The organism is Pseudomonas putida, from assembly GCF_028682455.1.
Lineage (GTDB): Bacteria > Pseudomonadota > Gammaproteobacteria > Pseudomonadales > Pseudomonadaceae > Aquipseudomonas > Aquipseudomonas putida_AA.
In genome coordinates this window covers 703,929-718,018 of the sequence record NZ_JANHLD010000002.1, presented here as the reverse complement: position 1 = coordinate 718,018, position 14,090 = coordinate 703,929, and the positions used below count along the sequence as shown (strand labels likewise).

The window sequence follows — 14,090 nt, the reverse complement described above, 5'->3', positions numbered from 1 at the left end:
GTTTTCCTCTGCTGCGGGCCGTCAGAAGTTCACGCCGAAACTCAGCGAGACGTAGTCACGATCTGTGTTGGTGTTGAATTGGCCACCGAAAAAGTCGGTGTAGCTCAGACTGGCGGTGTAGGTGTTGCGATAGTCGGCATCCAGGCCGAGGCTGACCGCCTTGGTGCCTTCTTCGAACGTAGGGCCAGTGCCGTCGACGTCATGGGACCAGGCCAGGTTTGGCGCCAGGTTGATACCGGCGATGACGTTGGGGTATTCCTGGCGCACGCGAACCCGATAGCCCCATGAACTGGTGGTGTAGAAGCCCTTGTCGTTGCACTGCTGCTGCGGGTTGCTGATGGTGTTCAGGCACCCTGCGTTGGCGGCATCACCGCCAGGAATCACCCCGCCGCCGAAGATCGAGCTGCGGCCGAAGCGCAGGTCGCTGCCATCAGCGTCGCCCAGGCCGTTGATACGGGTGTAACCGACCTCACCGATCACCGTCAGGCGTTCGCCGCCGAGAATCTGCGACCAGCTCTTGGTGGCGCTCATCTGCCCCTGGAACACCGGCATGCGCTTGTAACCGGTGACCAGCGAGCCCGGATCGTTGGGCGTGGAGTGGCCGGCGACGAACAGCGGTGAAGTGGCGGTGTTGATAGCGGCGTTGTTGACGTCGGCGTTGTTCAGGCCCAGCGGCATGTTCGGCCGGTAGCTGATTTCGCCACCCAGGGCGACGCCTTCGACGTTGGTGGAGAAGCTCAGGCCATACAGGCGGATATCTTCGGGGTAGCCGACGAAATAGCTGGAGTTGCGCACTTTGTCGATCGGCGAGCCATTGCGCGGCACGGTGGTCTGCACGAAGTTCAGGGTCGGGCTGCGGCTGTGGTAGTTCATCACATAGGCGCCGAGCTCCATGTCATCCCATTGCGGCACGAACCAGCGCAGGGCCAGGCCGTACTGGCCACTGTCGCGCGCATCGTCATCGTCCTGGCGCTGGAAAATCGCACTGCCGGGGATGGTGTTCAGGCGTGGGTCGCCCTGGGCAAAGTCCGGGCCTGCCGCCACCAGGCGATCGTTACAGCCTTGGGGCAATGGATCGACACCGAAGAAGGTGCCGCAGTTGTCGACCACCGACTTTTTCCATTCCAGCTGGTAGAAGGCCTCGACGTTGAAGTTCTCGGACACGGCCTGGGAGACATACAGCATGCTCACCGGGAGCAGGCCTTCCTTGACTTCCGAGCCTGGCCGGCGCAATGCCGCGGCATCGACCGGGTTGGCGCTGTTGATCGAGTTGCCGATGAAGGTGCTCTCGCCCCAGCTGACCACTTGCTTGCCGACCCGCACGTTGCCGGCCAGGTCGCCCAGGGTGTAGTTGTGGTAGACGAAGGCATCGAGGAATTCCGCGCCCGAGGACTTGGCGAGGTCGTCGCGGCCGTTGTCCTGGATATCGTAGAACAACCGATGCTCGTCCTTGAGTTCGAAGTCGTACCAGTATTTTCCGCGCACGAACACGCCGCTATCGCCGTATTTCAGTTCCAGGTCGTGCAGGCCCTTGAAGATCTTCGAGAAGGTCTCGCCTTTCTTGAAGTTCTGGCGGTTATCGTCCGCCGAGCGGGTACCGGTGTTGCCGCGCAAGCCTGTGACGTTGGAGGTGGAAACAAAATCCGGGTCGGGTCCACGCACGGCCCAGCTGGCGCCGATCGACAACGACGAATCGAACTGGCCACGAATCTCGCCGATTTTGAAGTCGATGGCTTGGGCCTGGCTGCTGGTGCCCAGGGCGACCGCAACGGCTAGCAGGTGTGGCTGCAGTGTTGCGAGTTTTTTTATTGTCATGTCGCGCTCCACATACCTCTGGTTTTTGTAGTTGTTGTTTTTTTGAACAGCGATCAAACGCTAAGCCGGGTCGGAAAAATCCTTCCCCCCTCAAGCGGGGGGGCTGGCGTTCGCTCCTCAGGGGGGGCAGGGAAAAACCTGCCGCAGCTTTGCAGATGCACGCCGATCCCCCTCCACTTGAGGGGGCAGGGTGGGGGTCCGGTTAAGTAACCATCGACCCACAGGTTGCTGTGATCGCCGCCAGCCAAGCGCGACGAGCGGCGCCTTGAACAACTGTCCCTGGAGGAAGTGATGTCGCAGAAAACTTACGTCGCCGGCGTCGGCATGATTCAGTTCACCAAGCCTGGCGCCAGCGCCAGCTACATCGAGATGGGTGCCGAGGCGATCCGCCTGGCGCTCAAGGATGCGGGGGTCGATTACAAGCTGGTGCAGCAGGCCTACGCCGGCTACGTCTACGGCGACTCCACCAGCGGCCAGTCGGCGCTGTACGAAGTCGGCCTGTCGGGCATCCCGGTGATCAACGTCAACAACAACTGCGGCAGCGGCTCCACCGCCCTCTACCTGGCGCGCCAGGCCGTGGAAAGCGGTGCGGTCGAATGCGCCCTGGCCTATGGCTTCGAGCAGATGCAGCCAGGCGCGCTCAAAGATCACTGGACCGACCGTCCGGGCACCTACGGCAAGGGCAATGCCGTGGTCGACCAGATCTTCCCGGAAGGCGATGGCATGCCGCCAGCGCTGCGCTTTTTCGGTGGCGCCGGCAAGGAACACATGGATAAGTACGGCACCCGCATGGAAACCTTCGCGATGATTCGCGCCAAGGCCAGCCGCCACGCCGCCAACAACCCGCTGGCGGTGTTCAAGAAGGTCCTTACCACCGAAGAGGTGATGGCTGACCAGGTGATCTTCCCGGGCGTAATGACCCGCCTGATGGCCTGCCCGCCAACCTGTGGCGCCGCCGCGGCGATCATCTGCAGCGAAGCCTTTGCCAAGAAGCACGGCCTGCGCACCGATGTGACCATCCTCGCCCAGGCACTGGTGACCGACACCCCGGACGCGTTCGAACCGCCGTCGCTGATCAGCGTGGTCGGCGTCGGCATGACCCAGCGCGCCGCCCAGTTCGTCTACGAGAAAGCCGGTGTCGGCCCTGAAGATATCCGTGTCTGCGAAATGCACGACTGCTTCGCCCAGAACGAACTGCTGACCTATGAAGGCCTGGGTTTCTGCCCGGTGGGCGGCGCCGAGCAGTTTGTCGTCGATGGCGACAACACCTATGGCGGCCAGGTGGTGGTCAACCCGTCCGGCGGCTTGCTGTCCAAGGGCCACCCACTGGGCGCCACGGGCCTGGCCCAGTGCTACGAGCTGACCCACCAGCTGCGCGGCAGCGCCGGCGCACGTCAGGTCGACGGGCTGCAGCACGCCCTGCAGCACAACCTGGGCCTGGGCGGCGCGGGCATCGTGACCCTGTTCGGTCGCGCCTGACTGGCTGTGCGCACGCGCCTTGCGGGCGTGCGCACCTCCCACTTTCTGACAGGAACCCAGTGCAATGGCAGACAAGAGTCTGATCGGCCGTTCGCTCGGCGTGACCCATGCCGAGGTGGAAAAGGGACGCTTGCGTTTCTTTGCCAAGGCCATCGGTGAAACCGACCCGATCTACACCGACGAAGCGGCGGCCAAGGCTGCCGGGCATAAATCCCTGCCGGTGCCACCGACTTTCCTGATGTGCCTGGAAAGCGAGGGGCGCGATACCGACCACATCGTCGAAGGCATCTTCGGCTTCGACCTCGGGCGCATCCTGCATGCCGAGCAGGGCTTCGTCTATCACGCCATGGCCTACGCCGGTGACGTGCTGACCTTCGATACCCGGGTGGTCGATGTGTACGAGAAAAAGGGCGGGGCGCTGACCTTCGTGGTGCAGCAAACCCGTGTCAGCAATCAGGATGGCGAGCACATCGCCGATATCCACTCGTCGCTGGTGCAGCGTTGAGGAACCAAGCATGGCAAGCGTGAATTTCGATGAACTGAACGTCGGCGACGAGTTGCCGCTGATGCGCCTGGCCCCCGTCAACCGCACCACGCTGGCGCTGTATGCCGGCGCTTCGGGTGACCACAACCAGGTGCACATCGACCTCGATTTTGCCCGCAAGGCGCGCCAGCCGGACGTGTTCGCCCACGGCATGCTCTCGGCTGCCTACCTGGGGCGACTGTTGACCAGCTGGGTGGCGCAGGCGCAGATCCGCGAGTTGGCGGTTCGTTTTGTCGGCATCACCCAGCTTGGGCATATCCCCCACCTGAGCGGCCGCATCACGGAAAAATTCCAGGTTGACGGCGAGCGTCGGGTACGCCTGCAGATCAACTGCGCCAATCAATACGGCGAGCCTCGGCTGGCCGGCGAAGCGGTCGTGGCCCTGGGCCCGCAATAACAACAAGAAAAGGTGAACAAAGATGAGCAAGCTTGAAGGAAAAGTGGCCCTGGTGACCGGCTCCGGCCGTGGTATCGGCCGCAGTGTCGCCCTGAAGCTGGCCAGCGAAGGCGCACGGCTGGTGATCAACGACCTCGACGAGGGGCCTGCCCAGGACGTGGTTGCGCAGATCCGCGCGGCCGGCGGCGAAGCCGTGGCGTGCGTGGGTAGCGTCACCGCGGTGGACTTTGCCGAGCGCCTGGTCAAGACCGCCATGGACAACTTTGGCGGCATCGACATCATCGTCAACAATGCCGGCTACACCTGGGACAACGTGATCCAGAAGATGAGCGACGAGCAGTGGTATGCGATCATCGATTGCCATATCACCGCGCCGTTCCGCATTCTGCGCGCCGCCCAGCCGATCATCAGTGCCATGGCCAAGCAAGAGGCCGCCGAAGGCCGCGTGGTCAACCGCAAGGTGGTGAACATTTCCTCGGTGTCGGCATCCGGCAACCCGGGCCAGGTCAACTACTCCACGGCCAAGGCCGGTGTGCTGGGCATGACCAAGGCCCTGTCCAAGGAGTGGGGGCGCTACCGGGTCAACGTCAATGCCGTGGCCTTCGGTCACATCGAGACGCGCCAGACCCAGCCGGTGGAAGGCGATCCGACCTTCATCGATATCGAAGGGCGGCAGATCAAGGTGGGCATCAGCCCGGCGACCGTCGAGGCGTCGAAAACCTCGATTCCGCTGGGGCGTCCCGGCAACCCGGATGAAGCGGCCAATGCCGTGTACCTGTTCTGCATTCCGGAATCGGACTATGTGTCTGGCCAGGTGCTGGTCTGTGGTGGCGGGCTGGGCACGGTGTGATCCATCGGGTTTCCCTTGCCATGGACGGCACTTGTGATGCAACCGCATCGACGTTGCGGTTGCTCTTTCCCGCTCATACTTGCGAGAGCGCTCGATGAACCAAGACGAATCGACCGCGCCCACCCGGCGCCTGCTGCACACCCGCCAGGTTACCTGTACCGGCTACCTGCGCAGTGATGGCTTGTTCGACATCGAAGGACGGCTGCTCGACACCAAGGGCTGTGACACCGAGATGCCCTTCGGCACCATTCCGGCAGGCGGCACGCTGCACCAGATGTATCTGCTGATGACGGTAGATGCCGACCTGGTAATCCAGCATGTCGAGGCCCGCTCGGAAGTGGTCCCCACCCCCGGTTGCGCGCAGATCAGCCAGGCCTACGCCGCGCTCAAGGGCGTGAAGGTCGGCGCCGGGTTCAAGCAACGGGTGGCCGAACGGGTAGGGGGCATCAACGGTTGCACCCACCTGAGCGAGCTGCTCGGTCCGATGGCCACCACCCTGATCCAGACCACTGCACCGATCCTGCGCGAGCGGCTGTTGTTGCGCGAGCAACAGGAACCCGGCTTCAAACGGCCCAAGCACTGGGTCATCGGCACCTGCCATACCTACCGCAACGACGGCGAAGTGGTGCGCACGCTCTGGCCGGACTACTACGAGCCCGGGCAAAACACCGGCACGGACACCAACGTCCCCGACGCCAGCGACCTCAACCATCGCTGACAGCCAACCTGCCGACATGGCAGGCCCACAAGGAGAAAAACAATAATGAAACTCCCGCTTCTCTCTCCCACCCGAACAGCCTCGGTACTGCTCGGCAGCGCCCTGGTCGCATTGAGCTTCAGTGCGGCGGCGCTGACCCCGGAACAAGCCCGTTCGATCGCCAAGGATGCCTACATCTACGGCTTCCCGATGGTCGACCACTACCGCATCCAGCATGCCTACTTCGTCGACCGCAACAGTGGCGAGTTCAAGGCACCATGGAACACCCTGCACAGTGATGCCCGGGTCTACACCCCGGACGACAGGGCGATCCAGACCCCCAACTCAGACACCCCGTATTCGCACCTGGGCGCGGACCTGCGCAGCGAGCCGCTGGTGCTGAGCATGCCGGCGGTGGAGCAGGGGCGCTACTACACGGCGCAGTTCATCGACGCCTATACCCACAATTTTGCCTACGCCGGCAGCCGTACCACCGGCAATGAGGCGGCCAACTTCCTACTCGCAGGCCCGGACTGGAAGGGCCCTACCCCGGCCGGGATCAAGGCGGTGTACCGCTCCGAAAGCGAGTTTGCCTACGTCTTCTACCGCACCCAGCTGTTCAACCCCGCCGATATCGACAACGTCAAGAAGGTCCAGGCCGGGTTCAAGGTGCAGCCCCTGTCGGCCTACCTGGGCAAACCGGCACCGGCGCCGGCAGCGAAGATCGATTTCCCTGCGCCGCTCACTGCTGCCCAGGAGCGCACCTCGCTGGAGTTCTTCAGCCTGCTCAACTTCCTGCTCGGCTACAGCCCGACCCATCCTTCGGAAAAAGCCCTGATGGAGCGTTTCGCCCAGCTTGGCATCGGTGCCGGACGCAGCTTCGATCCCAAGGCGCTGTCGCCCGAGCTGCGCAAGGCGATCGAGCAGGGCATGGCCGATGCCTGGCAGGCCAATACCGAGCTGGACAAGCTTGCGGCCAGCGGCAAGTTGACCAGTGGCGACCTGCTCGGCAGTCGCGACTACCTGAAAAACAACTACCTGTACCGCATGCGTGCGGCGGCCTCGGGCATCTATGGCAACTCCAAGGAGGAGGCCATCTACCCGACGTACTACCAGGATGCCGACGGCCAGCGCCTGAACGGCAGCGGCAAGGGCTATGTGCTGCGCTTTGCCGCCGACCAGTTGCCGCCAGCCAATGCCTTCTGGTCGCTGACCATGTACGAGCTGCCGACCCGTCACCTGGTGGCCAACCCGCTCAATCGCTACCTGATCAACTCGCCGATGCTGCCCGACCTCAAGCGCGATGCCGACGGCGGTATCACCCTGTACATCCAGCAGCAGTCGCCCGGCCAGGACAAGCAGTCCAACTGGTTGCCTGCGCCCAAGGGTGAGTTCCTGGTCGCCCTGCGCCTGTTCTGGCCCAAGGAACAGGCGCTGGATGGCGAGTGGCAGAAACCTGCCATGTATAAAGCAAACTGAACGGTGCCTTCGATGAAAACAACAACAACGACCCACGAAATCGTCAACACTACGCCAACCCTGCGCCTCCTGGTCGCCGCCCTGGCGCTGGCCGGCTGCACGCTCGTACAGGCGCAGACGCAGACGCCGGTCAGCGATGCCCAGCAGGTGACCGTCGACAACTTCACCCGTGCCGAATCCGCGCGGTTTTTTGCCAATGTGGTCAAGCGTGGCGGCTTCGGCGCCTTTGCCCACCACCGCCAGTTGCTGCCCATCGACATGCAGGCGGTGGTGCGGCCCAATCGCGACACCCTGTATTCCTCGGCGGTGTTCGACCTCGACGCCGGGCCGGTCACCGTGACCCTGCCCGATGCCGGCAAGCGCTACTTCTCGATGATCGCCATCAACCAGCAGCAGTACACGCCCGGGGTGGTCTACAAGGCTGGCAGCTATACCTACGACAAGGCGCAGCTCGGCAGCCGCTACCTGTTGCTGGGGGTGCGGACCCTGGTCGACCCGGCCGACCCTGCCGACGTCAAGGCCGCCCATGCGTTGCAGGACGCCATCAAGGTGCGCCAGGACGGTGGGCCCGGGCATTTCGAGCCGGGCAACTGGGACCAGGCGAGCCTCGCCCAGGTGCGCAAGTCGCTGCTGGCACTGGCCAGCACGGTGCCGGATTCGGGCGGCATGTTCGGCTCCCCGGCGCAGGTCGATCCGATCCGCCACCTGCTCGGCAGTGCCGCGGCCTGGGGCGGCAATCCCGAGAAGGATGCCTATTACCTGAACGTCACCCCGACGCGCAACGACGGCTCCACGGTGCATCAACTGGTGGTCAGGGACGTGCCGGTCGATGCGTTCTGGTCGATCAGCGTCTATGACTCCGCCGGTTACTTCCAGAAAAACCCGTTCGACGCCTACACCCTCAACAACCTGACGGCCAGTAAAGGCGCCGATGGTTCGGTGAAGGTCCGTTTCGGTGGCTGTGACGGCAAAGTCGCCAACTGTCTGCCAACCATGCCGGGCTGGAACTACATGGTTCGCCTGTACCTGCCCCAGGCACAGATCCTCGACGGCAGCTGGCGCTTCCCGCAGGCGCAACCACTGCCATGACTTCTCCCGAGCTGCGCAACCCGAAAAGGAGTTTTTATGATGTTGCCCGTTAACCGCTGGCTAGGCACCTTTGCGCTGGCCGCTTCATTGCTCGGAGCCGCCAGCGGCGCCATAGCCGCCGACAAACCGAACGTGCTGGTGATCTTCGGTGACGATATCGGCTACTCCAACCTCAGTGTCTACAACCAGGGCATGATGGGGTACGAGACTCCGAACATCGACCGTATCGCCCAGGAAGGTGCGCTGTTCACCCACGCCTATGGCGAGCAGTCGTGCACCGCCGGGCGCTCGGCCTTCGCGCTGGGCCAGCACCCGTTCCGCACCGGCTTGCTGACCATCGGTATGCCCGGCTCCGACCATGGCATTCCCGACTGGGCACCGACCATCGGCGAGGTGATGAAACAGCAGGGCTACACCACCGGCCAGTTCGGCAAGAACCACCTCGGCGATCGCGACCAGCACCTGCCGACCAAGCACGGCTTCGACGAGTTCTTCGGCAACCTCTACCACATGAACGCCGAGGAAGAACCAGAGACCTACTACTATCCGAAGGACCCGGAGTTTCGCAAGAAGTACGGCCCGCGCGGGGTGATCCATGCCTACGCCGACGGCAAGATCGAAGACACCGGGCCGCTGACCCGCAAGCGCATGGAAACCATCGACCAGGAGCTGGTGCAGGCCACCGGCAACTTCATCGACAAGGCGCACAAGGCCGACAAACCCTTCTTCGTCTGGTTCAACAGCACACGCATGCACGTCTGGACCCACCTGAACGAGGAAGCCGAAGGCAAGACCGGCATCGGCCTGTATCCGGACGGCATGGTCGAGCATGACGGCCAGATCGGCCAGTTGCTGAAAAAGCTCGATGACCTCGGCATCGCCGACAACACCATCGTTATCTACACCACCGACAACGGCGCGCAGAAGGTCAGCTGGCCGGACGGCGGCACCTCGCCGTTCAATGGCGAGAAGGGCACCACCAACGAAGGCGGGCATCGGGTGCCGTTGCTGGTCAAGTGGCCGAAGGTGATCAAGCCCGGTAGCCGCTTCAACAACCTGATCGCCCATAACGACTGGATGCCGACCCTGGCCGCCGCAGCCGGCGATTCGACACTGGTCGCCGACATGGCCAAGGGCAGCAAGCTCAACGGCAAGGATTACCGCGTGCACCTGGATGGCTACAACTTCCTGCCGTTCTTCAAGGGCGAGGCCAAGGACAGCCCGCGCGAGGAGTACCTGTACTTCAGCATGGGCGGTGAACTGAACGCCTTGCGCTGGCGAGACTGGAAAATCAGTTTCGCGTCCATGGAAGGCTCGTTCGGTTCCGGTACCCGCACGGTCACCAACGTGCCGACGGTAACCAACCTCAAGGCCGACCCGTTCGAGACCGCGCGCAAGGAATCGCCGTTGTCGGCCCGCTGGGCTGGGGACCAGATGTGGCTGTTCGTGCCAGCCCAGGCGCAGATCCAGAAGTTCATGGCGACCATCCCCCAGTACCCGTTCCAGGCTGGCGCCAGCCTCAACCCGGCCAGCATCAGCTACCAGAGCCTTGCCGTGAAACAGGCCATGAGCAAGCTGCAAAAGCTCGAACCCGCCGCTGCGCAGTGAGTCGCGCCGCCCCCTCTCCCCGAGGGGGCACCTGGCGGCGAGATTTTCCTATCGTGGGCTGGACCCTGTCCGGCCCACGTACCCGTCCTTGAGGAAATGCCATGATCCCCCGCGTTTTGTTCGACCATGAACACCAAGAGTTTCGCAATACCGTTCGCCGCTTCCTGGCCGAGGAGTGCACGCCGTTTCACGAGCAGTGGGAAGAAGACCATCGCGTGCCCCGGGACATCTGGTTGCGCGCCGGCGAGCTGGGCATGCTCAATGCGACCACCCCGGAAAGCTACGGTGGCCTGGGCCTGGATCGACGCTTCTCGATGATCGCCTCCGAAGAGATTGCCTTCGCCAACACCAGCGGCCTCAACGGCTTCTCGGTGCATGACATTTGTGCGGGCTATTTCATCAACTTCGCCACCGAAGGGCAGAAGATGCAGTGGCTGCCGAAGATGGCCAGCGGCGAGGCCATCGCCGCGGTAGCCATGACCGAACCCAACACCGGCTCCGACCTGCAGGCGGTCAGGACCCGGGCCGTGCTCGATGGCGACGACTATGTGATCAACGGCGCCAAGACGTTCATCTCCAACGGCACCAATTGCGACATCATCGTCGTGGTGGCCAAGACCGGTAACACCGGCAAGGGCTCCCAGGACATCTCGCTGATCCTGGTAGAAGCCGACCGCCTGGGTGTAAGCAAGTCCAAGCCGTTGCGCAAAGTGGGCCTGCACGCCCAGGACACAACCATGCTGTTCTTTGAAGATGTACGCGTGCCCAAGGCCAACGTGCTTGGCGGGGTGCCCGGCCAGGGCTTCATCCAGTTGATGAAAGAACTCGCCTGGGAACGCCTGGCCATCGCCATCAGCAGCATCAGTGGCGCCCAGGCGGTGCTCGATCACACCATCGACTACACCCGTGGCCGCAACGTGTTCGGCAAGCCGATCATCGACTTCCAGAACTCGCGGTTCAAACTCGCCGATCTGAAAGCCGAAATCACCGTGGGCCAGACCTACGTCGACCGCTGCATGGAGCTGTGCCTGGAGCACAAGCTGTCCAGCGAGGCGGCCGCGGCGGCCAAGCTGTACTGCTCCGAGCTGTATTCGAAAGTGGTCGACCAGTGCCTGCAGCTGCATGGCGGCAACGGCTACATGCTCGAATACCCGGTAGCCCGGCACTACCTGGACAGCCGCGTGACGCGTATCTACGGCGGCGCCAACGACATCATGCGCGAGCTGGTGGCGCGCACGCTCTAGTTACCCCCCGGCCGAACCGAATCCACGATCATTGTCCAGGAGCGTCACCATGCAGGACGTGCAGCACCAGATACTGTCGGTCAACGGCATCGAACTGAGCCTCTACAGCAGCGGCCCCGAACACGGTCGCCCGGTCTGGCTGCTGCATGGTTTTCCGGAAAGCTGGTACTCCTGGCGCCGGCAGATCCCGGCGCTGGCGGCGGCGGGCTTTCGCGTGCTGGTCCCGGAAATGCGAGGCTATGGGCAAACCAGCGCCCCGCAGGCGGTCGAGGAATACGACCTGATCACCTTGTGCGCGGATATCCAGGCGGCCATGGATGCCCTGGGGCAGACCGAGGCATGCGTGGTCGGTCACGATTGGGGCGCACCGGTGGCCTATCACTTGGGCCTGCTCGAACCCGAGCGGGTCAAGGCGTTGGTAACGCTCTCGGTGCCCTACGGCGGGCGGCCCAGGCGTTCGCCCCTCGAACTGCTGCACAAGGCCTTCGAGAACCGCTTTCATTACATGCTGTATTTCCAGCATCCGGGCGTGGCCGAGGCCGAATTGAACGCCGATATCGCCAACAGCCTGCGCCGGATCCAGTTCGGTCGCGGCGCCAGTGAGTCGTTCCTGCAGGACAAGCCGGCCGACAGCCGACTGTTCGACGGTCTCGGCGATGTGCCGGCCAACCCGCCCTGGTGCAGCGAGGCGGATTTCGAGGTGTATGTACGCACCTTCGCCAGGGGCTTTGACGGCCCGTTGAACTGGTATCGCAACTTCGACCGCAGTTGGGCGCGCAGCGCCGACCTGGCCGGTCGCCAGATACTGCAACCTACGCTGTTCCTGCTCGGTGAGGACGACCCGATCGGGCGCATCGAAAGCATTTCGCAGGAACGTATGCCCTCGGTGATCCCCGACCTCGAGCAGCATCGCCTGGCCGAATGCGGCCACTGGACCCAGAATGAGCAGCCGCAGGCAGTCAACGCACTGGTCCTGGACTTTCTCGCCCGCCGTTATCCGGCCCGGGGCGATCGACAGCGACAACAATAAAAACATTCAAGGAGTGATATATGCCGCGTTTTCCATTGGCCCCGCTGGTTGCCGGTATGCTCGCCGCCAGTGTCGTGTTGCCGCTGCTGGCCGGTGACGGGTTGTTCATGGGCGCGCCGGTGCAGGTGGGTAAAACCGCCAGTGGCGCGCTGATCAACCAGGCGGTGCTCGACAATGGCAAGTTGGTCAGGCACCAGGACAGCAAGCCCTACAAGCTCACCGAAGGGGTGTGGATCTTGCCGGGGCCGATGCTCAACGCAGCGGTGATCGAAGGCCCCGAGGGGCTGATCGTCTGGGAAACCGGCGAAGGGCTGGAGGATGGCACGCGCTATCGGCAAGCGATCCGCAGTTTCAGCGACAAGCCGATCAAGGCCCTGATCTACAGCCATTCGCACTACACCAAGGGCGCGCGCACACTGCTCGAGGGCGAAAAGGATGTGCTGACCATCGGCCACCCCAAGCTCAACGAGAACATGAAGATCGGCGGCCTGGGTTCCTACTACCCGGAAGTCGAGCCGCTGCAGCGCTCGCGTGCCTACCAGCACGCGCAGATCGCACTGCCCGAGCAGGGCCCCGATGGCAAGGCGGGCTTTGCCGTCAGCATCGGCGAAAGCGGCTTTGTGCCGGTGAACACGCCGGTGCAGCATGGTGAGGAATTGGTCGTGGCGGGGGTGCGGCTGAAGTTCCTTAGCCGGGGTGGTTCGGACACCGACGATGGCATCACCGTGTGGTTGCCCGAGCGCAAGGTGGCGCTGAACAACCTGGTGTGGCCGTGGATGCCGAACTTCTACACCCCGCGCGGCGCCAAGTACCGCGAACCGCGGGACTGGAGCCTGGCCCTGCAGGACCTGATTGACCTGCAACCCGAATACCTGGTCAACCAGCATGCGCTGCCGGTGTCCGGTAGCCTCAAGGTGCAGCAAACCCTGAACAACTACCGCGACTTCATCAACCTGGTACTCGACCAGACCCTGCGCGGCATCCTGCAGGGCAAGGGACCGGATGAGCTGCGTGACTTCATCAAGCTGCCCCGGCACCTGGCGCAAGACCCGTGGATGTTCGAGTCGTATGGCCAACTGGACTGGTATGCGCCGGCGATCATGAACCATGCCCTGGGCTGGTGGGATGGCGACGCCGCGACCTTGGTGAAACTGCCGCCGCGCGCCAGTGCCGAGCGCCTGGTGCCGCTACTGGGCGGTCGTGACAAGCTGCTCGCCGAGGTACGCGCGGCGCAGGGCAGGGGCGAACTGGCCTGGGCCCTGGAGTTGCTGGGTTATCAGTTTCGCCTGACCCCGGACGATACCGAAACCCGCCAGCTCAAGGCCGACCTGCTGCGCAGCAGCGCCCATGCCGCCACCGCCAGCATTACCCGGGCGTTCATGTTGAGCCAGGCCCTGGCGCTGGAAGGCAAAGTCAGGCTGCCCCAGGTAATACCGCCCAACCCAGCGCAGATCGCCGCCAACCCGGTGCGCTTCGTCGATGAACTGCGGGTACGGGTAGACCCGATCAAGGCCCAGGACACCGATGCGCTGATGCGCTTCGATTTCATCGACGCCTCCAAGCCATCGGCGGCCTTGCACCTGCGTCGCGGCGTGGCATTGTTCATCGAGCAACCGGCCCAGTACCGGCGCCCGGCGGATTTCGTCCTGCGCCTGGATGCGGCCAGCTTTACCGCGTTGTTCCTCAACAAACAGAGCCTTGGCGAACTGCTGGACAGCGGCAAGGTTGAACTGAGCGGCGACAAGGCGGCGGCAACCGCGTTCCTGGCGCTGTTCGATCCGTACAAAGTGTTCTAGGCGGGGGCTTGCCCCGGGAAGATACCGGTACAACCAGCAAATCGGGTGATGCCTGGGTTACG

At 63.5% G+C, this 14,090-nt stretch carries 12 protein-coding genes; 11 read left to right on the top strand and 1 reads right to left on the bottom strand.

Annotated elements, in window-relative coordinates; genetic code table 11:
* Nucleotides 1-21 precede the first annotated feature (21 nt).
* A complete protein-coding gene (locus NPS58_RS13960; RefSeq protein ID WP_274115940.1) occupies nucleotides 22-1,815 on the bottom strand; it encodes a DUF1302 domain-containing protein in 1,794 nt (597 codons plus the stop codon).
* A 291-nt stretch (nucleotides 1,816-2,106) separates the two neighbouring features.
* On the opposite strand from NPS58_RS13960, the gene NPS58_RS13955 reads away from it, so the two are divergent.
* The 11 genes from NPS58_RS13955 (at nucleotide 2,107) to NPS58_RS13905 (ending at nucleotide 14,028) form a co-directional block, all read left to right on the top strand.
* Entirely contained in the window at nucleotides 2,107-3,294 is a 1,188-nt protein-coding gene (locus tag NPS58_RS13955; protein ID WP_274115939.1) for a lipid-transfer protein, read from the top strand.
* 64 nt (nucleotides 3,295-3,358) lie between these two features.
* Nucleotides 3,359-3,799 carry a MaoC family dehydratase N-terminal domain-containing protein gene (locus tag NPS58_RS13950; RefSeq protein WP_274115938.1) on the top strand — a complete coding sequence of 147 codons (441 nt, stop codon included), beginning with the start codon at nucleotides 3,359-3,361 and terminating at the stop codon, nucleotides 3,797-3,799.
* A gap of 10 nt (nucleotides 3,800-3,809) precedes the next feature.
* Complete coding sequence (locus NPS58_RS13945) at nucleotides 3,810-4,235, top strand: MaoC/PaaZ C-terminal domain-containing protein (RefSeq protein WP_274115937.1); 426 nt, start codon at nucleotides 3,810-3,812, stop codon at nucleotides 4,233-4,235.
* 22 nt (nucleotides 4,236-4,257) lie between these two features.
* Nucleotides 4,258-5,085, top strand: coding sequence for an SDR family NAD(P)-dependent oxidoreductase (locus tag NPS58_RS13940; RefSeq protein ID WP_274115936.1), 828 nt, complete (start codon nucleotides 4,258-4,260; stop codon nucleotides 5,083-5,085).
* A 94-nt stretch (nucleotides 5,086-5,179) separates the two neighbouring features.
* Nucleotides 5,180-5,803 (top strand): DUF2889 domain-containing protein, encoded by a 624-nt coding sequence (locus NPS58_RS13935; protein ID WP_274115935.1) that lies wholly within the window; start codon nucleotides 5,180-5,182, stop codon nucleotides 5,801-5,803.
* Nucleotides 5,804-5,848: 45 nt separating this feature from the next.
* On the top strand, nucleotides 5,849-7,261 hold the full coding sequence (locus NPS58_RS13930) for a DUF1254 domain-containing protein (protein ID WP_274115934.1): 1,413 nt from the start codon (nucleotides 5,849-5,851) through the stop codon (nucleotides 7,259-7,261).
* A gap of 12 nt (nucleotides 7,262-7,273) precedes the next feature.
* Entirely contained in the window at nucleotides 7,274-8,350 is a 1,077-nt protein-coding gene (locus NPS58_RS13925) for a DUF1254 domain-containing protein (protein WP_274115933.1), read from the top strand.
* A 39-nt stretch (nucleotides 8,351-8,389) separates the two neighbouring features.
* Nucleotides 8,390-9,958, top strand: a complete 1,569-nt coding sequence (locus NPS58_RS13920; protein ID WP_425313079.1) for an arylsulfatase — start codon at nucleotides 8,390-8,392, stop codon at nucleotides 9,956-9,958.
* Between the two features lie 101 nt (nucleotides 9,959-10,059).
* Entirely contained in the window at nucleotides 10,060-11,202 is a 1,143-nt protein-coding gene (locus tag NPS58_RS13915; RefSeq protein ID WP_274115931.1) for an acyl-CoA dehydrogenase family protein, read from the top strand.
* Nucleotides 11,203-11,251: 49 nt separating this feature from the next.
* A complete protein-coding gene (locus NPS58_RS13910) occupies nucleotides 11,252-12,232 on the top strand; it encodes an alpha/beta fold hydrolase (protein ID WP_274115930.1) in 981 nt (326 codons plus the stop codon).
* A gap of 20 nt (nucleotides 12,233-12,252) precedes the next feature.
* Nucleotides 12,253-14,028, top strand: a complete 1,776-nt coding sequence (locus tag NPS58_RS13905) for an alkyl sulfatase dimerization domain-containing protein (RefSeq protein ID WP_274115929.1) — start codon at nucleotides 12,253-12,255, stop codon at nucleotides 14,026-14,028.
* The last annotated feature ends 62 nt before the right edge of the window (nucleotides 14,029-14,090 follow it).